Consider the following 22,002-nt stretch of genomic DNA (forward strand, 5'->3'; position numbering starts at 1 on the left):
CTCCTAACCGACCCGGAATCGCCCGGGCGCCGGCGGCGCCATGCGCCGCACCGCCTTATATGGCAACCGCACTCCGCATGATCGAGCCCTCGCGACCTTTCGTCCTGCTCGACGATGCGCGGCAGGCGGGCGCCGAGCCGGCGCGGCTCTATGCCGGGCCGGTCGAGATCGTCGAGACGCGCGATCCGGAGGCGGTGCGCTCCTGCCTCGATCGGCTCCGCACGGCGCAAGGTCGGGGCCTGCACGCCGCCGGCTTCATCTCCTACGAGGCTGGGCATGCGCTGGAGCCGAAACTGGCGCCTCTCCGGTTTTCCCCGCCGAGCGAGGCACCGCCTCTCCTCTGGTTCGGCCTTTTCGAGACGTTCGAGACCATCGAGGCAAGCCGGGTCCCGCAGCGGCTGCCCGATCCCGCCTCCGCCTGGGCGGGGCGGCCCAAGCCGCTGATCGAACGCGGCGATTACGAGGCGGCCGTCGCACGCGTGAAGGCGCATATCGAAGCGGGCGACATCTATCAGGCGAACCTCACCTTTGCCGCAAAGGTGGCGACGGCCGGCGACCCGCGCGCGCTCTACGCCAACATCCGCCGCCGCGCCCGGGCGGGACATGGCGGCCTCGTCTTCACCGGAGCGCACTGGCTCCTATCCTTCTCGCCCGAACTCTTCGTCAGCGTGGAGGATAGCGCGGTGACCGCCCGGCCCATGAAGGGCACTGCCAAGCGGCGGGCCGAGGATGCCGAGGACCGTGCGGCTGCGGCCGCGCTCCGTGCTGACCCGAAGCAGAAGGCCGAGAATCTGATGATCGTCGACCTGCTCCGCAACGACCTGTCTCGGGTCTCGCGCCCGGGCAGCGTCAAGGTGCCGACCCTCTTCAACGTCGAGACCTATCCTACGGTCCACCAGATGACTTCGACCGTCGTTTCGGCACTGGAGAAGGGGGTCGGTGCGGTCGATCTCGTCGAAACGATCTTCCCCTGCGGGTCCATCACGGGCGCGCCCAAGATCCGGGCGATGGAGCTTATCGCCGACATCGAACGGCAACCTCGCCATGTCTATACGGGGGCGATCGGAAGGGTTGCGCCCGACGGAGAAGCATCGTTCAATGTCGCCATCAGAACCATCACCCTCGAAGTGGGGAAAGAGCGGGGATTGATGGGGCTGGGTTCGGGAATAGTGGCGGACAGCCGCGCCGGCGACGAATGGCGCGAATGTCTGGCGAAAGGGGCGTTTGTGCACGACGGCGAGAGGAGCTTCGACCTCATCGAGACGATGCGGTTCGATCCCCTGGACGGGGTGGCCGAGCTCGAAAGCCATCTGCAACGGATGAAGGCCAGCGCCGAGACCTTCGGGTTCCCGTTCGACCGGCATGAGACCCGCAACGAGCTCCAGGCGGCGACCTTCCGGCTGCGCGAGGCGAGGGTGCTGCGCCTTCTATTGTCCCCGTCGGGCGCGGTCGCCATCGAGACCCGCCCCCTGCCGCCGCCGCCGCCCGAACCGGTTAGGGTCGCTATCGTGCCCAGAGGCGTCGGCGCCGCGGACTTCCGCCTGCGCCACAAGACCAGCGACCGGTCTCTCTACGTCGAGTCGCGCCGGAACGCCGGCACCTTCGAGATCGTCTTCGAGGACGAGGCGGGCTTTCTGACCGAGGGGAGCTTCACCAGCCTCTTCGTCGAGCGGGACGGCAAGCTGGTGACGCCGCCCTTGTCGCGGGGCCTTCTTCCGGGCGTGCTTCGCGGCCGCCTGATCGCCGAAGGCAGGGCGGAGGAGGGCGATCTGGTGGCGGACGACCTGGCGGGCGGCTTCTATGTCGGCAATGCGGTACGCGGGCTGATTCCGGCGATCAGGGCCTGATTTCAGCCCCGGTTCAGGCGATCGGGTCCAGAGGGCGTCTAGGAGGCGCCGATGAATTTCGATAGACGCGCCATCATCGCGACCGGAGGAGCGGCCCTGATCGGCGGCTTTGCCCTCTTCGGCGGAAAGCGCAGCGCGGAAGCGCGCAAGGGTGACTTCGAAATCCGGCTGACCGAGGCCGAGTGGCGCAAGCGCCTGACGTCGGAGCAATATGCGGTGCTGCGCGAGGAGCGCACCGAGCGCGCCGGCTCAAGCCCGCTCGACAAGGAAAAGCGCAAGGGCATCTATGCCTGCGCCGGCTGCGGGCTGCCGCTCTATTCCTCCGCCACCAAATATGACAGCGGGACGGGCTGGCCGAGCTTCTGGAAGCCGCTGCCGAACGCGGTCGGCACTCGACCCGACAATATCCTCTTCATCAGGCGCACCGAGGTGCATTGCCGGCGCTGCGGCGGCCATCTCGGTCATGTCTTCGATGACGGGCCAAAGCCGACGGGCCTTCGCTATTGCATGAACGGCGACGCGATGAAGTTCATCCCCGCCTGATCGACTCAGGCATTTGCCAGTATCGCCTCGACCAGCCTCAGATCGTCGGGTTTGTCGACGTCGATCGCCGCTTCCGCGTGGCTGAGGCGGACGGCGCGAAGACCGAGGCCGTGTCGTCGGGCCATGGCGGAGACGAAGCCGTCGAGAGAGATCGTCCGGGTCGCTGCTCGAAGCGCCAGGAAGGGCCCGAAATGCATGAGGAGGCGCAGCGCCTTCTTGCGGTCGCGCTCGACGCCGGACCAAAGGGCCAGCAGCTTGCGGGCCCGGAGACTCGTCAGCGCGAACAGGTTGGCGCCCGTATAGTCGCCGTCGCGAAAGCGAAGCCAGGTCCGCCGGGTCGACGGATAGGAAGCCTCGACCGTCCGGCGCTCGACGACGGCGGCCGCGGCATCGGCTTCGCCGACGGCGGCAAGAAACTCCTCGATCATGACGGGAGTGAGCAAGACATGATCGGCGGTCACCAGCAGCACCGGCCAGGGCGCGACCTCGCTGCCCGCCACCTCAAGGATGCTGGCGGAAATTCCGTCCTGGGCGCGGGCGGCGTCGATGCGCGGGTCATCCTTGATCCATTGCAGCGAACCCGAGAGCAGCGCGTCCGGGTCCTGCGTCAGCACGACGGCCCGATCGACCGAGGGCGCCGCCAACACGGTTTCGACGACGCGGCCGAGCATGGGCGTGCCCCCGACCGGGATGAGAGCCTTGGCGGAAACGCCGTTCGCAGCCGCGAAATCATTCTCGCCGGGCCGCTGGCCCGCCAGGATGATCGCCGTCCATTTTCTTGTCGTTTTCAAGGAGGTCCCCACGGGCTTCGATCTATCCGGGAACATAATGCCGGGCCATGAAAAAAGTGACGCCGCGACAAGGCTTCGTTATGGCCGCCTCGGGCGCGAAGCCTCTGGGCCAAAGTGGGATGGGGGGGCGTTCATGCCAATCGACAAAGCCGTCATATTGAGCGCGGGCAAGGGCTCGCGGCTCCTCCCGCTCACCGCCGACCGGCCCAAATGCCTGATCGAACTGAACGGCAAGAGCCTGCTCGAATGGCAGCTCGATGCCTTGGCGTCGAGCGGCGTTCGGGAGGTGGTGGTCGTTACCGGCTTCAGGGACGAGCTGGTGGATGCGGTCGCGGCGGCACGACAGGGTGTGCGGACCTTGTTCAATCCCTTCTACCATGTCGCCGACAATCTGGGCTCGGTCTGGATGGCGCGCGGCGAATTCGGGTCCGGCACTTTGCTCCTCAACGGCGACACGCTCGTCTCGCCGGCCCTCCTCGCGAAGGTCCAGGCGGCCGAGGGCGCGGCCATCACCGTGACGGTGGACGAGAAGGCCGATTACGACGCCGACGACATGAAGGTGCTCCGCAACGGAACGCGTCTTCTCCGCATCGGCAAGGCGCTCGAGCCGGGGGCGTACAATGCGGAATCGATCGGCCTCCTGGCATTCCGCGGTGAGGGCGGGAGGCTGTTCATCGACGAGGTCGAGCGGATGATGCGAACGCCGGAGGGCACCCGCCGTTGGTTCCTTCGCGCCATCGACGCGCTTGCTGCCGATCACGAGATCCAGACGGTGTCGATCAAGGGCGAGGAGTGGCAGGAGGTCGACTTTCCCGAGGATGTCGAGAAGGCGCGTTCGCTTACCGCGCGTTGGGCCAAAGCGCTCTGAGCCAGGCGACGAGCGCGGCTGTGCGCGCCTCGTCCAGAGCCACCGCCTCGCCCAGCGCCGGCACCTTCGGCCAGCCCTTGTCCTCGATCGCCACGCCTTCCGCCTCGCGCGTCCCTTCGTGGCGCGGGATGACGTGGAAGTGGACGTGGGGATCGACCATCATCAGCATCAGATAGTTGATGCGGGCATAATCGACCGCGCCCTTGAGCGCCGCCTCGATATCGGCGACGACGCGCCCCATCTCGGCGAAGGCGGCAGGGGAGAGGTCGGCGAAGGCGGTGGCCTCGCCCTTGGCGGCGAGGATCAGGCTGCCGAGGGTGGGCTGGGCAGGCCGCAGCAGCACCACCCAATGGTCGTAATCCGCGACCAAAGTCGCCGGATAGCCGAAACGCAGGATCGTCTCGTTCATTGCCGTCTCCTCAGCCGAGCCAGCTCGTCACCTCGCGGCCGCGCGCTTTCTCCGCCATCGCCTGGAGCAGCCGCACCAGGTGAACGAGCAGGGAGAGCAAAGTCCAGGCCGCGACCGCGATCAGCCCCCAATCCGGCCGTCCCGCGATCAGGAAGGCGAGAAGGATCACCATATTGGGATTGCGGCGTGCGGTCACCAGCCGGAAGCGGCTGTCGAACGGCCGCCAGACGTGGATGTGCATGCCGAAGAGGCCGATGAACGCGCCCTCGATCAGCCGCTGGACGACATAGCCGCCGACGATCACCGCCATCACGCCCCAGAAAACCGCCGGCTCCAGCGGCAGCCCATAAGGGATGAGCCCCATCCCCCAGGCCCACCACCAGAACGGGGGGTGGACGAGGTCGATGCCGTGATCGAACACATTGCCCCACCAGGAAGAAGTGATGGTGCAGCGGGCGAGCTTTCCGTCCACCGTGTCGAGCACCATGAAGACGAGGCCCATGGCGAGGCCGGACCAGTAATGGCCGTGATAGAAAGCGAAGGTCGCCGCCACGCACAGGATCGCGCCGATCAGGGTCACCTGGTTGGGCGTCATCCCGATCCGCGCCGCCAGCCGCGTCAGCACCAGCGCCCATTCGGGCCAGAGATATTTGGTGAGGATGTCGGTGACGCCTTTATAGGCGCCGAAATAGCTGGCCCGTTCGAGGCTGCGCACCGTGTCCTGCGCGAGCCGATCCATGAACGGCCGCTCGCGCTTCCTCAGTTCGTCGTTGAGGAGGCCGCCGCTTTCCTCCCAGGCGAGCCCCTCCGTAATGGGGCGGTTCTCGCGCATCGCCGCGATGATCCGCTCCCGCTCGGCCTCGCCTTCGACATGGGCGAGCACGGGGACGCCCCCCAAGGTCACGATCGCGCCGGGCCGGCCTGCGACATGGACGAGCCAGGCCGGGTCCCAGACATAGCCGAGATGGGCGATCACCGGCGCCTCTTCGAGCCCGCGCGCCCGCACGATCCGCTCCAGCCGCTCGCCAGCGGTCAGGCCCCATAATTTCGTGTCGTTCTCGCCGACGGCGACGATCCCCGTCACGCCCGCGCCCCCGCGATGCGGTCGGCCGTGCGCAGCGCCAGCGCGACGATGGTGAGGGTGGGGTTCGCCCAGCTCCCCGTCGGAAAGAGCGACGAGCCGGCGACGTAGAGATTGCCGATCCCGTGCACCCGCCCGTCGCCGTCGGTCACGCTGGTCCTGGGGTCGCTGCCCATGCGCGTCGTTCCCAGATGGTGATAGCCGCCGATCGGGTGGGAGGAGATGAGCGGGTCGAACCGCCAGCCTCTGTCCTTCAGCCAAGGGGCCGGCTCGACCCGACCGAGCTCCAGCCGCTTCAACTCTCCGCCGAGCACGTCGATCAGCACGGCGACGCTGCGCGTGTCGATCTCCGAGAGGCGCCAGTCTAGCGCGACGCGCGGCATCCCCGTCGCGTCGGCCTCGCGCGTCAGCATCACGCGGCTGTCGGGATTGGGCGCCTGCTCGGCGCGGACGAGAAGGGCGATGTCGAGGTTGCCGATCCTGTTGAGGAGCCACGGCCGCGCCGGATCGACATGGCGCTGCGCCCAGCTCGCCGCCTTCTTGGTCGTCATCCAGAGCGCGCGGCCGCCGCGGGTCGGCGCCATATTATGCTTGATGCCCGAATAGGCCTTCATGCCGAAGAACTGCCGTGCGCCCTCTGGCTGGCGCGCGACAATGGTGAGCGAGGTGTTGAGAATCCCCTCGCGCCGCTGAAGCGCCTCCGACGGCGCGATCAGCGCGGCCATGTCCTGGCCCTGGATGCGGTGGCGCCGGCCGAACGCTTTCAGCAGCTGCCACGCTCCGCCGTCGACGACGCGCCCGCCGCGCGCATGGGGATGCTCCATGAAATAGCGGCCGACCTGGTCGTGAGCGTTGCCGAGCCCATCCGGCATCACCGAGCGCGAGGCGAGCAGCAGCCGCGCATTCTCGATCCCGCCGGCCGCCAGCACATAGGTGCGGGCCTTGACGGTCAAAGTCGCGCCGGCCAGCGACCGCGCCTCGACTTGCGCGATCCCGGTGCCCGACTCCGCCGCCTTGATCTCGGTCACCGTCGCATGGGTGACGATGCGGCAGCGGGGATCGGACCTCAGATCCTCGCAGGCATCGAAGGTGAAGCGGTTGAACCGCCGGTCGAAGGTCCAGAGCGGCGTCGCCAGCCTGTCCGCATCGAAGCGTGGCAGCGGCACACCCGCGGCGCGGAAGCGCTCCGGCGTCAGCGGTTCGTCCGGCAGGTCGAAGAGCGGCCGGGCTTCGCGATAATAATGCTCCAGCTCGTCCCAGCCGATCGGCCAGCCCGAATGGGGCACATAGTCGCGCTTCTCGAGATCGATCGGGTCGAACTCCGCGCAGCGCCCGCCCCAGATGGCGGTGGTGCCGCCGAAGAAGCGCAGCCGCGTATCCTCCAGCTCGTAATAGTCGAGGCCGACATTCTCCCCGGCGGCGAGATCGGCGATCGGCTTCTCGTAATCGAGTCCGCCGCTCTCGAGCAGGATCACCTCGTGACCCGCCGCCAGCAACCGCCGCGCGAGGCTGATACCCGCCGCCCCCGCTCCGATCACGCAGACGTCGCCGGCGAGTGACGTTAAATCGCGGGATTCGTTCAGGTCCATCATGTCGTCGTGATGGCAGAAATCACCCGAAAAGCTCCGCCTGCACCTCGCTGGAAAGCGACCCGCTCAGCACTTCCTGCTGCGCCCAGGCGAGCTCGTCGGCGAAATAGCGGTCCTTCTCGTAATGCGGCACGACGGCGCGCACGGCGTCATAGGCGAGGCTGAGGGCGGGCGAGGTGCGCAAGGGGGCGTGGAAGTCGATGCCCTGGCAGGCGGCGAGCAGCTCGACGCCGATCACGCCGGCGGCATTGCCGGTGACGGTCCGGGCCTTGCGGGCGCCATGGGTCGCCATCGAGACATGGTCTTCCTGATTGGCCGAGGTGGGGACGGTGTCGACGCTGGCCGGATGGGCGAGAGATTTGTTCTCCGAGACCAGGGCGGCTGCCGTCACCTGGACGATCATGAAGCCCGAATTGACGCCGCTGTCCTCGACCAGGAAGGGCGGGAGGCCGCTCATCTTGGGATCGACCAGCACGGCCGTCCGCCGCTCCGAGATGGAGCCGACCTCGCACATCGCCATGGTCAGCATGTCGGCGGCGAAGGCGACCGGCTGGGCGTGGAAATTGCCGCCGGAGATGCTGTCGTCGCCGTTGGGGAAGATCAACGGATTGTCGGTGACGCCGTTCGCCTCGATCTCCAGCGTGGCGGAGACGTGACGCAGCAGGTCGAGCGCCGCGCCCATCACCTGCGGCTGGCAGCGGAAGCTGTAGGGGTCCTGCACCCGCTCGCAATCGGCGTGCGACTGGCGGATTTCGCTGTGGCGCAGGAGATCGCGCAGCACCTTGGCGACGGCAATCTGGCCCGGCTGCCCGCGCACCGCATGGATGCGCGGATCGAAGGCGGCGTCGGTGCCCTTCAGCGCCTCGATCGAAAGCCCGCCGGCGATGAGGCCGGAGGCGAAGACCCGCTCGCCGGCGAACAGCGCGTCGAGGGCAATGGCGGTCGAGACTTGGGTACCATTGATGAGGGCGAGGCCTTCCTTGGGACCGAGCTCAAGCGGCTGCAGCTCAAGCCGCTGCAGCGCCTCGGCGGCCGGCATGATCTCGCCGTGAAGGGCGATGCGGCCGTGACCCAGCATGGCGGCGGAAAGATGGGCGAGGGGGGCGAGGTCTCCCGACGCGCCGACGGAGCCCTGGGCGGGGACGCAGGGAATGGCGTCGCGCTCCAGCATGTCGAGCAGGCGATCGACGACGATCCGCCGCACGCCCGAATGGCCGCGGGCGAGGCCGATCACCTTCATCGCCATGACGAGCCGCATGACGGGGCGGGAGAGATCGTCGCCAAGCCCGCAGCTATGCGAGAGGATGAGGTTGGTCTGAAGCTCCGCCAGCCGCTCGTGCGGGATACGGGTTTGCGCGAGCAGGCCGAAGCCCGTGTTGATGCCGTAGACGGTGCGGCCCGACGCGACGATGCGCTCGACGCTCGCCTGGGCGGCGTCGATCGCGTCGAAGGCGGAGGCTTCGAGCGCGACCGGCGCCCCGCCCCAGACGGCGCGCAGCTCGGCCAGCGTGACGAAGCCGGGGCGGAGGGTGATCGGGTTCATAGCCTCTCTCCCCTTGCGGGAGAGAGGTGGGAGAGAGGGGTGCGCACGTTGCGGCTCGATGCCGCAGCGGGCGCGTCATCCAGCGAACACTCCGCCATCGAGGCGAAGCGTTCGCTCCCCCTCTCCCTTGATCCCTCTCCCGCAAGGGGAGAGGGGCTGTTTCCGAAGTGCATCTTCATCGTCCCACCATCGGCAGATCGAGACCCTGCTCGCGCGCGCAGTCTATGGCGATGTCGTAGCCGGCGTCGGCGTGGCGCATGACGCCGGTGCCGGGATCGTTCCAGAGCACGCGCTCCAGCCTCCGCGCCGCGTCCTCGGTGCCGTCGGCGACGATCACCATGCCGCTATGCTGCGAATAGCCCATGCCGACACCGCCGCCATGGTGCAGCGATACCCAGGTCGCTCCGCTCGCGGTGTTGAGCAAGGCGTTGAGAAGCGGCCAGTCGGAGACGGCGTCGGAGCCGTCCTTCATCGCCTCGGTCTCGCGATTGGGGCTGGCGACCGAACCGGAGTCGAGATGGTCGCGGCCGATGACGACAGGTGCCTTCAGCTCGCCCTTGGCTACCATTTCGTTGAAGGCGAGGCCGAGCCTGTGCCGCTGTCCCAGGCCCACCCAGCAGATGCGCGCCGGAAGCCCCTGGAAGGCAATGCGCTCCCGCGCCATGTCGAGCCAACGATGGAGGTGCGGATCGTCGGGGATCAGCTCCTTCACCTTGGCGTCCGTGCGGTAGATGTCCTCCGGGTCGCCCGAGAGCGCCGCCCAGCGGAACGGGCCGACGCCGCGGCAGAAGAGCGGGCGGACATAGGCCGGGACGAAGCCGGGGAAATCGAACGCGTTCTCGACGCCCTCGTCCTTCGCCACCTGGCGGATGTTGTTGCCATAGTCGAAAGTGGGCACGCCCATCTTCTGGAAGGCGAGCATCGCCTCGACATGCACGGCCATCGAGGCGCGCGCGGCATCTTCCACCGCCTTGGGGTCGCGCTCGCGGCGTTCGATCCACTCGTCGACGGTCCAGCCGATGGGGAGATAGCCGTTCACGGGATCGTGGGCGGAGGTCTGGTCGGTCACTGCATCGGGCCGGATGCCGCGCTTCACCATCTCCGGCAGGATTTCCGCCGCGTTGCCGAGCAGCCCGACCGAGATCGGTTCCTGGGCCGTGCGGATGATCTCGAGCGCCTCGTCCAGCGTCTCGGCGCGGCGATCGAGATAGCGGGTCTCGAGCCGCTTCTCGATCCGACTCTCCTGGCATTCGATGGCGAGGCAATGGGCGCCCGCCATGACTGCAGCGAGCGGCTGCGCGCCGCCCATGCCGCCAAGGCCCGCCGTTAAAATCCATTTGCCGGAGAGGTCGCCGCCATAATGCTGGCGGCCCATTTCCACGAAGGTCTCATAGGTGCCTTGGACGATGCCCTGGCTGCCGATGTAGATCCAGGAGCCGGCCGTCATCTGGCCGTACATCATCAGGCCCTTCCGATCGAGCTCGTTGAAATGGTCCCAGTCCGCCCATTTCGGCACCAGGTTGGAATTGGCGAGCAGGACGCGGGGCGCGTCCTTGTGGGTGCGGAACACACCCACCGGCTTGCCCGACTGGACGAGGAGTGTCTCATTCTCCTCCAGCCGCTTCAGCGTCGCGACGATCGCATCATAGCTTTCCCAGTCACGCGCCGCCCGGCCGATGCCGCCATAGACGACCAGCTCCTCCGGCGCCTCCGCGACGTCCGGATCGAGATTGTTCATCAGCATTCGCATCGCCGCCTCGGTGGTCCAGCTTTTGGCGGTGATTCCGGGCCCGGTCGGCGCCTCGATATGTCGGCTATTGTCGCGTCGTATGTTCATCCGGCTCCCCTATCCGTTCGTCCCGAGCGAAGTCGAGGGGCGCTGGCACGAACTCATCACAAACGCCCCTCGACACGCTCGGGACGAACGAACTCTGGTCACGCATCCCGCCCGGCCACGATCCGCCGCTCGGGTCCGGGCAGTCCAATCCAGTAGCAAAGTTCGGCCGGCCGGCTCACGCGCCAGACGCAAAGGTCGGCAGCCTTACCGGCGCTTAGCGTGCCGACCTCGTCCTGCAATGCGAGCGCGCGGGCTGCTTCCCGCGTCATGCCGGCCAAGGCCTCTTCCGGTGTCAGTCCGAACAGGGTGCAGGCCATGTTGAGCATGAGCGTCGGCGACAGCACCGGCGAGGTGCCGGGGTTGCAATCGGTCGCCACTGCCATCGGCACCTTGTGCTTGCGGAGTAGATCGACCGGCGGCTTTTTCGTTTCCTTCAATGCGTAGAAGGCGCCGGGCAGAAGCACGGCCACCATGCCCGCCTTCGCCATCGCCACGATCCCCGCCTCGTCGGCATGTTCGAGATGGTCGGCCGACAGCGCCTTGTAGTCGGCGGCCAGAGCGGCGCCGCCCATGTTGCTGAGCTGTTCGGCGTGGAGCTTGACGCGAAGGCCGTGGCGAGTCGCCGCTTCGAACAGCGCGCGCACCTCGGCCTGGGTGAAGCCGATGCCCTCGCAATAAGCGTCCACCGCCTGGGCAAGGCCGGCAACCTGCGGGATCATCTCCTCGGTCGCGAGCCGCACGAACGCGTCGCGCCGTTCCTTATAGTCGGGCGGGAGGGCGTGGAGCGCGAGCAGGGTCGGCACGATCCTCACCGACTCGGTCTCGCCCAATCTCTTGGCCGCGCGCAGCATCTTGAGCTCCGTCTCGGTGTCGAGTCCGTAGCCGGACTTGATCTCCACCGTGGTCGCCCCGCCCCGCATCAGCGCATGGAGACGCCGCCGCGCCGTCTCGACCAGATCGTCCAGCGATGCCTCGCGCGTTGCCTTTACCGAGGAGACGATGCCGCCACCGGCTTTCGCGATCTCCTCATAGGTCGCGCCTTGGAGGCGCTGCTCATATTCGCCCGCGCGGTTGCCGCCGAAGACGAGGTGGGTGTGGCAGTCGATGAGGCCGGGCGTGACCCAGGCGCCGCCCAGCGGCTCGACGGTCTTGGCGCGATTGCCGGCCAGCTCGACCCGGCGGCCGACGCGGAGGATCCGTCCGTCCTGGATCGCGATCGCGCCGTCCTCGATCGCTCCGAAGGGCGCGCCCACGGCCGGATCCATCGTGGCGATGTTGCAGTCGGTCAGCAGGCGATCCCACATGGCTCGCCTATTGGCACGAAGGCCCGTAAAGGCAAAGCCATGAGCTGGACATCGATAGCCGACCTGATCGCCCCGAGCGGCGACGCCGAGATCGCCCTTGTCGGAGCGCCGATGGAGGCGGGCTCCGTCACGCCCGGACGCTGCGACCTCGCCCCGGAGATCATCCGCAAGACGCTGCGCCGGTTCAGCACCTATGACGTGGAGACGGGCAAGGAGCTGGCGCTTCGCATCCTCGATGCCGGCGATGCCGACGTGAAGGGCGTGATGCCCGCCGAAGGCTTCGCGCCGATCGAAATGGCGGTCGCCCGCTGCACCGTCGACCACGACCTCACGATCGTGCTCGGCGGCAACAATGCGGTCACCCGCCCAGCCGCCCACGCCCTGGGGGTGCCGCTGGAGAAGATCGGGCTGATCACGCTCGACGCTCATTTCGACCTGCGCGAGACCGACCAGGGCCCGCTCAACGGCAATCCGATTCGCTGCCTTCTGGAGGACGGCCTTCCCGGCCGGAACATCTGCCAGATCGGCCTCGCGCCCTATGCCAACACGGCCAAGATGCATCGGGACGCCGAGGCCGCGGGAATCGGCGTCTTCACGATCGACGATGTCCGCGAGGAAGGCATATTGGAGATCATCGACGAGGCGCTGGACCGGCTCGAGGCTTGTGAGGCGCTGATGGTCGATTTCGACATCGACGTTATCGACCGCTCCCAATGCCCCGGCGCGCCGGGCGCGCGGCCGGGCGGGATGCCGGTCGGCATGTTCTTCGATGCCGCCCGTTATCTCGCCTCGCATCCCGGCGTGAAGCTGGTCGACCTCACCGAATTCGATCCGTCGCTCGACGTCAGCGACATCACCGCCCTCACCGCCGGCCGCTGGGTCTGCGAAGTGCTGGCCGGCTATGCGGCGCGGACGGAGCGGCGATGATGTACGACACCGATCCGGGTCTCACCGACGATTTCCGCCAGGCGATGCGCCGCGTCGCCTCGACGGTGAACGTCATCACCATCTGCGTGAATGGCGAGCCGATGGGCATCACCGCCACCGCCATGTCCTCGCTCGCGATGGACCCGCCGAGCCTGCTCGTCTGCATCAACCAGGCCGCCGCGCTTCACGGATCGCTGCAGGATGTGTCGCACTTCGGGGTCAACGTCCTCCATCGCGATCAGGAGCATCTGGCGCGGATGTTCGCCGATCGCAGCCAGCACCATCTGCGCTTCGCGAGCGGCTGGGAGGTCGGCGGCGACCGCCCGCCTCGCCTCGCCGACGCTCAGGCGTTCCTCACCTGCCGCCGGATCGACCATCACCAGTTCGGCACGCACAGCATCTTCATCGGCGTGGTCGAGGAGGTGAGGGTGCGCGATGAGGTGGATCCCCTCATCTATCTGAACGGCGCCTACGGCAGCGCGCGCTAGATCCGAGTCACTCGGTCGCGAACAGCTTCGCCGGATCGCGCATCGCCTTGATTTCGATCGCGTTGCCGGAGGGGTCGAGGAAGAACATGGTGGCCTGCTCGCCGGACTGACCGGCGAAGCGGATGGTCGGCTCGATCACGAAGGCGGTGCCGGCGTCTCTCATCCTGTCGGCCAGCGTCCGCCAGTCTTCCATGGTCAGCACCGCGCCGAAGTGCGGCACCGGTACGTCATGCCCATCGACCGGATTGTGATGCCGGCGGGACGCGGCCTCGGGCGCGAGGTGCGCGACGATCTGGTGGCCGAAGAAATCGAAGTCGATCCATTCGTCGGCGCTGCGCCCTTCGCGACAGCCGAGCAGGCCGCCATAGAAAGCGCGGGCGGCGGCGAGATCGTGGACGGGGAAGGCGAGATGGAATGGCGGCAGGCTCATGATGCCGCTCTATCGCGGATTGCAATGGCGGACCATCCTTCACATAGCAGGGCGGAATGAAGTTCCTTGGTCTTTCCTTCCTCGCCGGTCTGGTCGCCGCGCTCGGCTTCGAGCCGGTGGGGCTCTGGCCGCTGACCGTCCTCGGCTTCGCCGCGCTGATGGGACTGATCTTCACCGCGCCGTCGATGCGGAGCACGCTGGCGCGGGGCTGGTGGTTCGGCGTGGGGCACTTCACGCTCGGCCTCAATTGGATCGCGACCGCCTTCACCTATCAGTCGGCGATGCCGGCCTGGCTCGGCTGGATCGCCGTCGTGCTGCTCTCCCTCTATCTCGCCGTCTTCCCGGCCGCCGCGGCCGGCTTGGCCTGGCGATGGGGCCGCGCTGACGGCCTGCGCTTCATTCTTCTGTTCGCGGCCGCCTGGATCGTCACCGAGTGGCTGCGGGCGACGCTGTTCACCGGCTTCGCCTGGAATCCGGCCGGTGTCGCCTTGCTGGACAGCCGCCTCGATCAGCTCGCTCCGTGGATCGGTACCTATGGCGTCTCGGGCGTCGCGATGCTGTTTTCCGGCGCGCTCATGCTTGTGGCGATGGAGCGGCGCCGCCCCAGGACCATGATCCTCGCCGGCGGCGTTGTTGCGGCAATGGTCGCCGCGCCCTTCGCCAATCGCGCGGCGGCCGGCGCGGCCGGCGCCCCGATCCGCATCGTCCAGCCCAATATCGGCCAGCAGGACAAGTGGCGGGAAGGCTTTGAGGAGCAGAATTTCGAGCGGCTGAGGCGACTCTCGGGCGTTCCGGGCGAGACGCCGAGGCTGCTGCTGTGGCCGGAGGCAGCGATAACCGACGCGTTGCAGGATGAGCGCTCCGATCCTTTCTACCAGCAGCAGGCGGCGCGTGAGCGGCAGAGGGCCGCCAGCGTCCTTGGCCCCCGCGACCTGCTGCTGACGGGCGGCGTCACCTTCCAGTCCGTCGACGGCAGGAAGGTCACCAGCGCCACCAACAGCGTGTTCGCCATCGGCGCCGCCGGCCGGATCCTCGCCCGCTACGACAAGGCGCATCTCGTGCCCTATGGCGAATATCTGCCGGCCCGACCTCTGCTGTCGCGCCTCGGCCTTTCCCGCCTGGCGCCCGGCAGCGTCGACTTCGATGCCGGTCCCGGCCCGGGCACGCTCGTGCTGCCGCTCGTGGGGGATGTGGGCTTCCAGGTCTGCTATGAGATCATCTTTTCCGGCCAGGTCGTCGATCCGCACCACCGGCCGGATTTCATCTTCAACCCGTCCAACGACGCCTGGTTCGGCGCCTGGGGTCCGCCGCAGCACCTGGCGCAGGCGCGGATGCGGGCGCTGGAGGAGGGGCTGCCGGTGCTGCGCTCGACGCCGACCGGCATCTCGGCGGTGATCGACTCCGACGGGAACGTTCTCCATTCCCTGCCCTGGCGCACGGCCGGGGCGATCGACGCGCGGCTGCCGCCGCCCGAACCGGCGACCCTGTTCGCTCGCCTCGGCAACATGTTGCCTTTCCTTCTCGCGCTGCTGCTGGTGGCCGCCGCCCTGGCCGGAGACCGCATTGCGGCGCGCCGCAAACAACGCTAAAGAGCCGCATATAAGGATATCTTTATATCCGCATCTCCTGAAGGTTCCTCAGCGAAAAGGCCGTTTTTCCACGATGCGCAGCAACTACATCTTCACGTCCGAGTCGGTTTCCGAAGGCCATCCGGACAAGGTCGCCGACCAGATTTCCGACGCCGTCGTCGATCTCTTCATCGGCCGCGATCCGGAAGCGCGCGTCGCCTGCGAGACGATGGTCACCACCAACCGCATCGTGCTGGCCGGCGAGGTCCGCTGCCGCGAGGACGTGACTCCGACCCAGGCCGAGATCGAGACGGCGGTGCGCGACACCGTGAAGGCGATCGGCTACGAGCAGCACGGCTTCCACTGGCAATATGCCGATTTCGCCTGCCATCTGCACGGCCAGTCCGCCCATATCGCGATGGGCGTCGACGAGAGCGGCAACAAGGATGAGGGCGCGGGCGATCAGGGCATCATGTTCGGCTTCGCCTGCGACGAGACGCCGGATCTGATGCCGGCGACGCTCCATTATTCGCACCGCGTGCTGGAGAAGCTTGCCGCCGACCGCCACGGCAAGGTCGTCGATTTCCTCGAGCCCGACGCCAAGAGCCAGGTCACCCTGGCTTATGAGAATGGCAAGCCGGTGAAGGCGGTAAAGCTCGTCGTCTCGACGCAGCATTCGAAGGACCTCAGCAACGATGCCGGCCAGGCGAAGCTGCGCGACTATGTGAAAGGCGTTTTCGCCGACGTGCTGCCCAACGGCTGGATGCCGGGCGACGAGGACATCTTCGTCAACCCTACCGGCCTGTTCGAGATCGGCGGTCCGGACGGTGATGCGGGCCTTACCGGGCGCAAGATCATCGTCGACACCTATGGCGGCGCGGCTCCGCACGGCGGCGGCGCCTTCTCGGGCAAGGACCCGACCAAGGTCGATCGTTCGGCCGCCTATGTGTCGCGCTATCTCGCCAAGAACATCGTCGCCGCCGGGCTGGCGAAGCGCTGCACCATCCAGTTGAGCTACGCGATCGGCATCGCCGAGCCGCTGTCGCTCTATGTCGACCTGCACGGCACCGAGGCGAACGGCGCCACCGCCGCCAAGCTGGAGGAAGTGTTGCCCCGACTGGTGCGGCTGACGCCCAAGGGCATCCGCACCCATCTCGGCCTCAACAAACCGGTGTACCTCCCCACCGCCGCCTACGGCCATTTCGGCCGCAAGCCCGACGGCGAGCTCTTCACCTGGGAGAAGACGGACCTCGTCGACTCTTTGAAGCAGGCGCTTTAGGCCCTCCCCGTCCGCGCCGACTGTCCCGCCATCGTACGAAGAAGATTGGATTCTTTCGGAAAGCTTGCATTCGAGTTCAGCAACGGCTCATCCTTCGCGATGCACTATCCGTCCATGATGTGACGGGCGCGTTGCCTGTCGGGAGTATGGAGTAACTCGGATGCGCAAGGCGCTTATTGCAGTTTTGATGGCCGCCACGGCCGGCACGCCGCTGGCGTCGGCAGCCGCGGCGGCACCGGCGGAGCGGCGAGTGGTCGCCCAAAATGACAGCGGCGCTGCGGCACGGGCGGCGCGTCAGGCCCGGCAGGAAGCCCGGAGCGAGCGTCGCGCGACGCGGCAGCGCCAGGCCCAGCGTCAGGAGCGTCGCGAGGCGCGCGTCGAGCGCCGGGCCGAGCGGCGGGAGAATCGACAGGAGCGGCGTGCCGATCGGCGCGATGGCTTGCGCCAGCAGATCCGCGAATCCCGTGAGGCGTCGCGCCAGAGCGCGGTGAACGTCATCCCCCGCTACCAGCGCAAGGCCGCCGAGAACCAGGCGCGCTACGAGCGCCGGCTGCGCGAGGATCGGCGCGAGCGCCGGGAGGACCGTCGCGAATGGCGGCAGGACCGGCGCGAAGATCGCCGCGAATGGCGCCGTGACCGGCGCGAGGATCGCCGCGACTGGCGCGCGGACCGCCGGGAGTGGCGTCGCGACTGGCGCAATGATCGCCGCTACAACTGGCGTGACTATCGCTACAGCAATCGTCACATCTTCAGCCCGGGTCGCTACTACGCGCCCTATCGGGGCCACAGCTACAGCCGCTTCTCGATCGGCGTGTTCCTGGGCGCGCCCTTCTATTCGAGCCGCTACCGGATCCACGATCCGTGGCAGTATCGACTGCCGCCGGCCTATCCCGGCACGCAGTGGGTCCGCTATTATGACGATGTGCTGCTGGTCGACGTCTACACCGGCGAAGTCCTGGACGTGATCTACGACTTCTTCTGGTAGCCGCCACAGCGGCAGACCGTCGAGGCAAACAAGCCCGGGGCGTCCCACCGACGCTCCGGGCTTTTTGCTTGTCAAAGCGCGCGCACCTGACGCAGCATCGGGCGCAGTTCGTGTCCTAGGGGGTTCCCGTCCATGCTGTCGCGCCTTTTGCTTGTCCTGTCCGCCTGCCTGATTGCCGCGCCCGCCGCGGCCGAGACCATCGTCATCCACGCCGGTCAGCTGATCGCCGACGCTTCGAAGCCGCCAATGGGTCCCTCGACGATCACCGTCGTCGATGGGCGGATAAGCAGCATCACCGAAGGCCATTCGGCCGTCCCGGCCGGTGCCGAGCTCGTCGACCTTTCTTCCAAGACCGTCCTTCCGGGTCTCATCGACACCCATGTCCACCTCACCGGCGAGCCGGGCGGCGACTGGCGCGACGAGGCGGTGGACACGTCCGAATGGTCGACCCTGGTGGGCGCCAAGAATGCGCTGCTCACGGCCAAGGCCGGCTTCACCACCGTCCGCGACCTAGGCGCGTCTCCGCAATCGATCTTCGCCCTTCGCCGCGCCACCAATGAAAGCGTCATTCCTGGCCCGCGCATCGTCGCGGCGGGCTCCAGCATCTCGATCATCGGCGGCCATGGCGACGTGACCGGCTTCCGTCCCGACGTGATGGAGACGCTCGAGATCGGCAATACCTGCACGGGGGCGGTGGAATGCGCCGAGCGGGTGCGCGAAGCCTCGCGCGCCGGCGCCGATCTCATCAAGATCCCGGCCACAGGCGGTGTGCTGTCCCAGCAGGCGCGCGGGCTCGGCCAGCATTTCACCGATGAGGAGATGAAGGCGATCGTCGACGCCGCCCATAGCCTCGGCCTCAAGGTCGCCGCCCACGCCCATGGCGCGCGCGGCATCGAGGCGGCGGCGCGGGCGGGCGTCGATTCGATCGAGCATGGCACCTTCGCCGACGGCGCCGCGATCAAGGCGATGAAGGCGAACGGCGCCGCGCTGGTGCCGACGCTGATGGCCTATACCGGCATCCGCGACGGCCTCGCCAAGGGCGTCTTCACGCCGGCGGTGGCCGAGAAGGTGAGGATGACGCTCGATCAAGTGGGCCAAGCCGCGCGCGCCGCGCGCGCCGCCGGCGTGCCGGTGGTATTCGGCACCGATTCGGCCGTCTATCCCCATGGCCGCAACGCCGAGGAGTTTGCCCAGCTGGTCGAGATCGTCGGCATGAGCCCGGCCGAGGCGCTCGCCTCCGCCACCACCGGAGCGGCGGAGCTGATCGACATGCAGAACGAGGTGGGGCGGATCGCGCCCGGCTATTCGGCCGATCTCATTGCGGTCGAGGGCAACCCGCTGGAGAACGTCCGCGTTCTGGAGAAGGTGGATTGGGTGATGGTCCAGGGACGTACGATCGACTGAGCATATGGGTGTCATCGAGGCCGCGGAGGCGGTGCGACGCCGGTTCTCGACGGTGCCGGGCCTGTTCAAGGTGCCGGCGCCCGGCGTCGAGATGTACGTCCTGCGCGATTTTCTGGCCGACAAGGAGTGCTCGGCCCTGATTGCCCTCATCGACGAAGGTCGTGAGCCGTCGCGCCTGCTCGCTCACACCGGCGATCCGGAATTCCGCACCAGCGAGAGCTGCAATCTCGATCCCACGCATCCGGTCGTCCGCGCGGTGGAGAAGAAGATCGCGCAGGTCATGAGCCTCGATCCGGCTTGCGGCGAGACCATCCAGGGCCAGCGCTACGCGGTCGGCCAGCAGTTCAAGCCGCACCACGATTTCTTCTTCACGACCGAAGCCTATTGGCCCGAGCAGGAGCGGAATGGCGGCCAGCGGACCTGGACGGCGATGATGTTCCTGAACGCCGTCGAGGACGGGGGACAGACCCAGTTTCCCGAAGCGAAGGTGCGGATCACCCCGCGCAAGGGCAACCTCCTCGTCTGGAACAATCTGGATGAGCATGGCGCGCCCAACATGACCTCGCTCCATCAGGGCATGCCGGTGATCGCGGGTGTCAAATATGTGATCACCAAATGGTATCGAGAGCGCCCCTGGACGCCGAGCCTCGCCGCCGCGACGACCCTTTATTGAGCGGCCCGCTCAGCCAAAGGGCACCGTCTCGATGGCGACTTTGTCCGGGTAGAAGGCGAGATATCCGGCGATCCCGGCCACGGCGGGATAGGGATGCTCATAGCTCCAGGCAGCATCGCGGACATGGGCGCCGCCGCCGTCGATGCTGAAGTAGCTGGCATCGCCCTTGTAGGGGCAGTGGGTGAGGCGGCCGCTATGCGCCAGCATCTCCATATGGACGTCGCTCCGCGGTATGTAGAAGACCGGCGGATAGCTTGCTTCCTCGAGCCGCAGCGCGTGCGAGCTATCGGCGAGCGTGTGGCCCTCGAACAGCACTCGGACGCGCCCGCCGAAGGGGCTGATCTCGATCGGATGGTCCGGACCTGGCTGCCGCATCGGCACGACTCCCTCGCCGACGATCTTAGCACATTCATCCTACTCGGATCACCGCTTGCGCGGCACGCCTCGCCGTTTTAGACGAGCAATACAGCATCATCGGAAAGGCTCTTCATGAACCGTACGCTTCTTGCCGCCGCTTCCTCCCTTCTCGCTCTCACCCTTGCCGCCCCGAACGCCGTCGCCCTGCAGGCCGAGACGACCCAGGCGGCGCAATCGACCGCCTCGCAGCAGCTCCACGCGCTGTTCAAGAAAAGCGACGAGGACAATCTTCGCCGCAATCCGGTGAGCGCGCTGTTCCGCGGCGACATGCGCTATGCCGACCAGCTCGGCGACTTCATCAGCGACGAATATTTCGCGGCCGAGGAAGCCGCCGCCCGGACCGAGCTGGCGACGCTGGCGAAGATCGACCGGTCGCAGCTGAACGATACCGACAAGATCGCCTATGACGTCTTCAAGTTCGACCGGGAGGCGGACCTAAACGGCCTCTCCGACGAGATCATGGCGCTCACGGTCGTGCGGCCGGTGAACCATTTCAGCGGCTTCCACACCTTCTATCCCACCTTCGCGAGCGGGAAGGGCGCGGCGCCGTTCAAGACGCTCGAGGACTATGAGAACAACCTCAAGCGCCATAAGGATTTCGTGACGATCATCGACCGCTCGATCGGCCGCTTCCGCGAGGGCATGGAGTCCGGCGTGTTCGAGACGAAGCTGACGATCCAAAATGTAATCGACCAGCTCAACACCCAATTGGCCGACAAGCCGGAGGAGTCGCCCTATTACGCACCGGTCCTCGGCTTTCCGGAGGGCATCTCGGAGGCCGACCAGACCCGCCTCAAGGCCGCCTATCGCGCGGCCGTCACCGAGGAGCTCTTCCCGGCCTACACGCGCCTCCGCGACTTCCTGAAGAACGAATATCTGCCCAAGGCGCGCGATGGCGTCGGTCTCGTCCACATGAAGGGCGGCGAGAAGCTCTACGAATATATGATCGAGGAGACGACGACGCTGCCGCTCAAGGCCGACTACGTCCACAATCTCGGCCTCAGCGAAGTCGCCCGGATCCGGGCGGAGATGGAGGCGATCAAGGAGGAAGTCGGCTTCAAGGGCACGCTCGCCGAATTCTTCAACTATCTGCGCACGGACCCGAAGTTCAAGGCCGAGTCCCGCGACGCGCTGCGCGACGGCTATTATGCGATCGGCAAGAAGGTCGACGCCCGTATCGGCGAGCAATTCTCGACCATCCCCAAGAGCCCGCTCGAGATCCGCGCGGTCGAGCCCTTCCGCGAGAAGACGGCGGCGGGCGGCTCCTACCAGCAGGGCACGCCCGACGGCTCGCGGCCCGGTATCTTCTACTACAATGCCTACGACCTGCCGTCGCGGACGACCTACGGCATGGAGACGCTCTATCTCCACGAGGGTTCGCCCGGGCATCATTTCCAGATCAGCCTTGCCCAGGAGAATGAGGCGCTTCCGGCCTTCATGCGCTTCGGCGGCAACACCGCCTTCGTCGAGGGCTGGGCGCTTTATGCCGAGACCCTGGGTCCGGACCTCGGCCTGTTCACCGATCCCTACCAGCGGTTCGGCCATCTCGACGACGAGATGTTGCGCGCCATGCGCCTGGTGGTCGACAGCGGCATCCACGCCAAGGGATGGACGCGCGACCAGGCGATCCAATATATGCTCGACAATTCGGGCATGAGCCGCACCGACGCGACGATCGAAGTCGAGCGCTACATCGCCATCCCGAGCCAGGCGCTGGCCTACAAGGTCGGCGCGCTCACTATCCAGCGGCTGCGGGAGAAGGCGGAGAAGGCGCTCGGCGACAAGTTCGATCCGCGCGAATTCCACGCCCAGGTCCTGATGACGGGATCGCTGCCGATGACGGTGCTGGAAAAGAAGATCGACGACTGGATCGCCAGCAAGACGGCCTGATCCGTGGAGCCCGGGGCGGAGAGCGGCGCGGTCGTCTCTCCGCCCGCCCCCCCTGTCTTGTTCGTGCCCCGGGGTAGACGCGGGCGAAACGATCCTTCATCCAAGAGCCACAGCCTCTTCGATGGAGTT

Annotated in this window: 20 protein-coding genes; 11 read left to right on the forward strand and 9 right to left on the reverse strand. The window is 67.2% G+C overall.

Features of this window, described 5'->3' with window-relative positions; translation table 11 throughout:
- Nucleotides 1-77: 77 nt before the first annotated feature.
- Both pabB and msrB read left to right on the forward strand, forming a co-directional pair.
- Entirely contained in the window at nucleotides 78-1,847 is a 1,770-nt protein-coding gene (pabB, locus tag DF286_RS07335) for an aminodeoxychorismate synthase component I (RefSeq protein WP_243444758.1), read from the forward strand.
- A gap of 51 nt (nucleotides 1,848-1,898) precedes the next feature.
- Nucleotides 1,899-2,390, forward strand: a complete 492-nt coding sequence (gene msrB, locus DF286_RS07340) for a peptide-methionine (R)-S-oxide reductase MsrB (RefSeq protein ID WP_109270834.1) — start codon at nucleotides 1,899-1,901, stop codon at nucleotides 2,388-2,390.
- A 5-nt stretch (nucleotides 2,391-2,395) separates the two neighbouring features.
- On the opposite strand, the gene DF286_RS07345 is transcribed toward msrB, so the two are convergent.
- Entirely contained in the window at nucleotides 2,396-3,181 is a 786-nt protein-coding gene (locus DF286_RS07345; RefSeq protein ID WP_109270835.1) for a nucleotidyltransferase family protein, read from the reverse strand.
- 133 nt (nucleotides 3,182-3,314) lie between these two features.
- Here DF286_RS07345 and DF286_RS07350 point away from each other — a divergent pair, with 133 nt between their 5' ends.
- Nucleotides 3,315-4,049, forward strand: a complete 735-nt coding sequence (locus DF286_RS07350) for a phosphocholine cytidylyltransferase family protein (RefSeq protein WP_109270836.1) — start codon at nucleotides 3,315-3,317, stop codon at nucleotides 4,047-4,049.
- On the opposite strand, the gene DF286_RS07355 is transcribed toward DF286_RS07350, so the two are convergent.
- The 6 genes from DF286_RS07355 to hutI form a co-directional block, all read right to left on the reverse strand.
- Nucleotides 4,021-4,458, reverse strand: coding sequence for an HIT family protein (locus DF286_RS07355; protein WP_109270837.1), 438 nt, complete (start codon nucleotides 4,456-4,458; stop codon nucleotides 4,021-4,023). The two genes, DF286_RS07350 and DF286_RS07355, sit on opposite strands and share 29 nt — an antisense overlap.
- 10 nt (nucleotides 4,459-4,468) lie before the next feature.
- Nucleotides 4,469-5,542, reverse strand: a complete 1,074-nt coding sequence (locus tag DF286_RS07360; RefSeq protein ID WP_243444759.1) for a CDP-alcohol phosphatidyltransferase family protein — start codon at nucleotides 5,540-5,542, stop codon at nucleotides 4,469-4,471.
- Nucleotides 5,539-7,131 carry an FAD-dependent oxidoreductase gene (locus DF286_RS07365; protein WP_109270838.1) on the reverse strand — a complete coding sequence of 531 codons (1,593 nt, stop codon included), beginning with the start codon at nucleotides 7,129-7,131 and terminating at the stop codon, nucleotides 5,539-5,541. The genes DF286_RS07360 and DF286_RS07365 overlap by 4 nt, the downstream gene beginning before the upstream one ends.
- A 19-nt stretch (nucleotides 7,132-7,150) precedes the next feature.
- A complete protein-coding gene (hutH, locus tag DF286_RS07370) occupies nucleotides 7,151-8,671 on the reverse strand; it encodes a histidine ammonia-lyase (RefSeq protein WP_109270839.1) in 1,521 nt (506 codons plus the stop codon).
- Between the two features lie 175 nt (nucleotides 8,672-8,846).
- The gene (gene hutU / locus DF286_RS07375) at nucleotides 8,847-10,508 is read right to left on the reverse strand and encodes a urocanate hydratase (RefSeq protein ID WP_109270840.1); all 1,662 of its coding nucleotides are present in this window, start codon (nucleotides 10,506-10,508) and stop codon (nucleotides 8,847-8,849) included.
- 98 nt (nucleotides 10,509-10,606) lie between these two features.
- A complete protein-coding gene (gene hutI / locus DF286_RS07380; protein ID WP_109270841.1) occupies nucleotides 10,607-11,812 on the reverse strand; it encodes an imidazolonepropionase in 1,206 nt (401 codons plus the stop codon).
- A gap of 39 nt (nucleotides 11,813-11,851) precedes the next feature.
- Between hutI and DF286_RS07385 the strand changes: the two genes are divergently transcribed.
- The gene (locus tag DF286_RS07385) at nucleotides 11,852-12,739 is read left to right on the forward strand and encodes an agmatinase family protein (protein WP_109270842.1); all 888 of its coding nucleotides are present in this window, start codon (nucleotides 11,852-11,854) and stop codon (nucleotides 12,737-12,739) included.
- Entirely contained in the window at nucleotides 12,736-13,227 is a 492-nt protein-coding gene (locus DF286_RS07390; protein ID WP_109270843.1) for a flavin reductase family protein, read from the forward strand. The genes DF286_RS07385 and DF286_RS07390 overlap by 4 nt, the downstream gene beginning before the upstream one ends.
- 7 nt (nucleotides 13,228-13,234) lie before the next feature.
- On the opposite strand, the gene DF286_RS07395 is transcribed toward DF286_RS07390, so the two are convergent.
- Nucleotides 13,235-13,657, reverse strand: coding sequence for a VOC family protein (locus tag DF286_RS07395; protein ID WP_109270844.1), 423 nt, complete (start codon nucleotides 13,655-13,657; stop codon nucleotides 13,235-13,237).
- A gap of 56 nt (nucleotides 13,658-13,713) precedes the next feature.
- Here DF286_RS07395 and lnt point away from each other — a divergent pair, with 56 nt between their 5' ends.
- The 5 genes from lnt to DF286_RS07420 all read left to right on the forward strand — a co-directional run bounded on the left by lnt (nucleotide 13,714) and on the right by DF286_RS07420 (nucleotide 19,566).
- The gene (lnt, locus tag DF286_RS07400) at nucleotides 13,714-15,246 is read left to right on the forward strand and encodes an apolipoprotein N-acyltransferase (RefSeq protein WP_109270845.1); all 1,533 of its coding nucleotides are present in this window, start codon (nucleotides 13,714-13,716) and stop codon (nucleotides 15,244-15,246) included.
- A 73-nt stretch (nucleotides 15,247-15,319) separates the two neighbouring features.
- Nucleotides 15,320-16,504, forward strand: a complete 1,185-nt coding sequence (gene metK, locus DF286_RS07405; protein WP_109270846.1) for a methionine adenosyltransferase — start codon at nucleotides 15,320-15,322, stop codon at nucleotides 16,502-16,504.
- A gap of 160 nt (nucleotides 16,505-16,664) precedes the next feature.
- Nucleotides 16,665-17,489, forward strand: coding sequence for an RcnB family protein (locus tag DF286_RS07410; protein WP_109270847.1), 825 nt, complete (start codon nucleotides 16,665-16,667; stop codon nucleotides 17,487-17,489).
- A 132-nt stretch (nucleotides 17,490-17,621) separates the two neighbouring features.
- Nucleotides 17,622-18,893, forward strand: coding sequence for a metal-dependent hydrolase family protein (locus DF286_RS07415; protein WP_109270848.1), 1,272 nt, complete (start codon nucleotides 17,622-17,624; stop codon nucleotides 18,891-18,893).
- A gap of 4 nt (nucleotides 18,894-18,897) precedes the next feature.
- On the forward strand, nucleotides 18,898-19,566 hold the full coding sequence (locus DF286_RS07420) for a prolyl hydroxylase family protein (protein WP_109270849.1): 669 nt from the start codon (nucleotides 18,898-18,900) through the stop codon (nucleotides 19,564-19,566).
- A gap of 9 nt (nucleotides 19,567-19,575) precedes the next feature.
- Here the strand turns inward: DF286_RS07420 and DF286_RS07425 are convergent, their stop codons facing one another.
- Nucleotides 19,576-19,941 carry a DUF427 domain-containing protein gene (locus DF286_RS07425; protein ID WP_109270850.1) on the reverse strand — a complete coding sequence of 122 codons (366 nt, stop codon included), beginning with the start codon at nucleotides 19,939-19,941 and terminating at the stop codon, nucleotides 19,576-19,578.
- Nucleotides 19,942-20,055: 114 nt separating this feature from the next.
- On the opposite strand from DF286_RS07425, the gene DF286_RS07430 reads away from it, so the two are divergent.
- Nucleotides 20,056-21,873 (forward strand): DUF885 domain-containing protein, encoded by a 1,818-nt coding sequence (locus DF286_RS07430; protein ID WP_109270851.1) that lies wholly within the window; start codon nucleotides 20,056-20,058, stop codon nucleotides 21,871-21,873.
- Nucleotides 21,874-22,002: the final 129 nt, after the last annotated feature.

Origin of the sequence: Sphingosinicella humi (genome assembly GCF_003129465.1) — a bacterium.
Taxonomy (GTDB): Bacteria; Pseudomonadota; Alphaproteobacteria; order Sphingomonadales; family Sphingomonadaceae; genus Allosphingosinicella; species Allosphingosinicella humi.

What these genes read in the sequence shown, in the direction of transcription:
- DF286_RS07385 (WP_109270842.1), top strand. Translation starts at nt 11,852, where the DNA reads ATGAGCTGGACATCGATAGCCGACCTGATCGCCCCGAGCGGCGACGCC.
- DF286_RS07420 (WP_109270849.1), top strand. Translation starts at nt 18,898, where the DNA reads ATGGGTGTCATCGAGGCCGCGGAGGCGGTGCGACGCCGGTTCTCGACG.
- metK (WP_109270846.1), top strand. Translation starts at nt 15,320, where the DNA reads ATGCGCAGCAACTACATCTTCACGTCCGAGTCGGTTTCCGAAGGCCAT.
- DF286_RS07410 (WP_109270847.1), top strand. Translation starts at nt 16,665, where the DNA reads ATGCGCAAGGCGCTTATTGCAGTTTTGATGGCCGCCACGGCCGGCACG.
- pabB (WP_243444758.1), top strand. Translation starts at nt 78, where the DNA reads ATGATCGAGCCCTCGCGACCTTTCGTCCTGCTCGACGATGCGCGGCAG.
- DF286_RS07350 (WP_109270836.1), top strand. Translation starts at nt 3,315, where the DNA reads ATGCCAATCGACAAAGCCGTCATATTGAGCGCGGGCAAGGGCTCGCGG.
- hutU (WP_109270840.1), bottom strand. Translation starts at nt 10,508, where the DNA reads ATGAACATACGACGCGACAATAGCCGACATATCGAGGCGCCGACCGGG.
- DF286_RS07430 (WP_109270851.1), top strand. Translation starts at nt 20,056, where the DNA reads ATGAACCGTACGCTTCTTGCCGCCGCTTCCTCCCTTCTCGCTCTCACC.
- hutH (WP_109270839.1), bottom strand. Translation starts at nt 8,671, where the DNA reads ATGAACCCGATCACCCTCCGCCCCGGCTTCGTCACGCTGGCCGAGCTG.
- msrB (WP_109270834.1), top strand. Translation starts at nt 1,899, where the DNA reads ATGAATTTCGATAGACGCGCCATCATCGCGACCGGAGGAGCGGCCCTG.
- DF286_RS07395 (WP_109270844.1), bottom strand. Translation starts at nt 13,657, where the DNA reads ATGAGCCTGCCGCCATTCCATCTCGCCTTCCCCGTCCACGATCTCGCC.
- hutI (WP_109270841.1), bottom strand. Translation starts at nt 11,812, where the DNA reads ATGTGGGATCGCCTGCTGACCGACTGCAACATCGCCACGATGGATCCG.
- DF286_RS07425 (WP_109270850.1), bottom strand. Translation starts at nt 19,941, where the DNA reads ATGCGGCAGCCAGGTCCGGACCATCCGATCGAGATCAGCCCCTTCGGC.
- lnt (WP_109270845.1), top strand. Translation starts at nt 13,714, where the DNA reads ATGAAGTTCCTTGGTCTTTCCTTCCTCGCCGGTCTGGTCGCCGCGCTC.
- DF286_RS07415 (WP_109270848.1), top strand. Translation starts at nt 17,622, where the DNA reads ATGCTGTCGCGCCTTTTGCTTGTCCTGTCCGCCTGCCTGATTGCCGCG.
- DF286_RS07365 (WP_109270838.1), bottom strand. Translation starts at nt 7,131, where the DNA reads ATGATGGACCTGAACGAATCCCGCGATTTAACGTCACTCGCCGGCGAC.
- DF286_RS07390 (WP_109270843.1), top strand. Translation starts at nt 12,736, where the DNA reads ATGATGTACGACACCGATCCGGGTCTCACCGACGATTTCCGCCAGGCG.
- DF286_RS07355 (WP_109270837.1), bottom strand. Translation starts at nt 4,458, where the DNA reads ATGAACGAGACGATCCTGCGTTTCGGCTATCCGGCGACTTTGGTCGCG.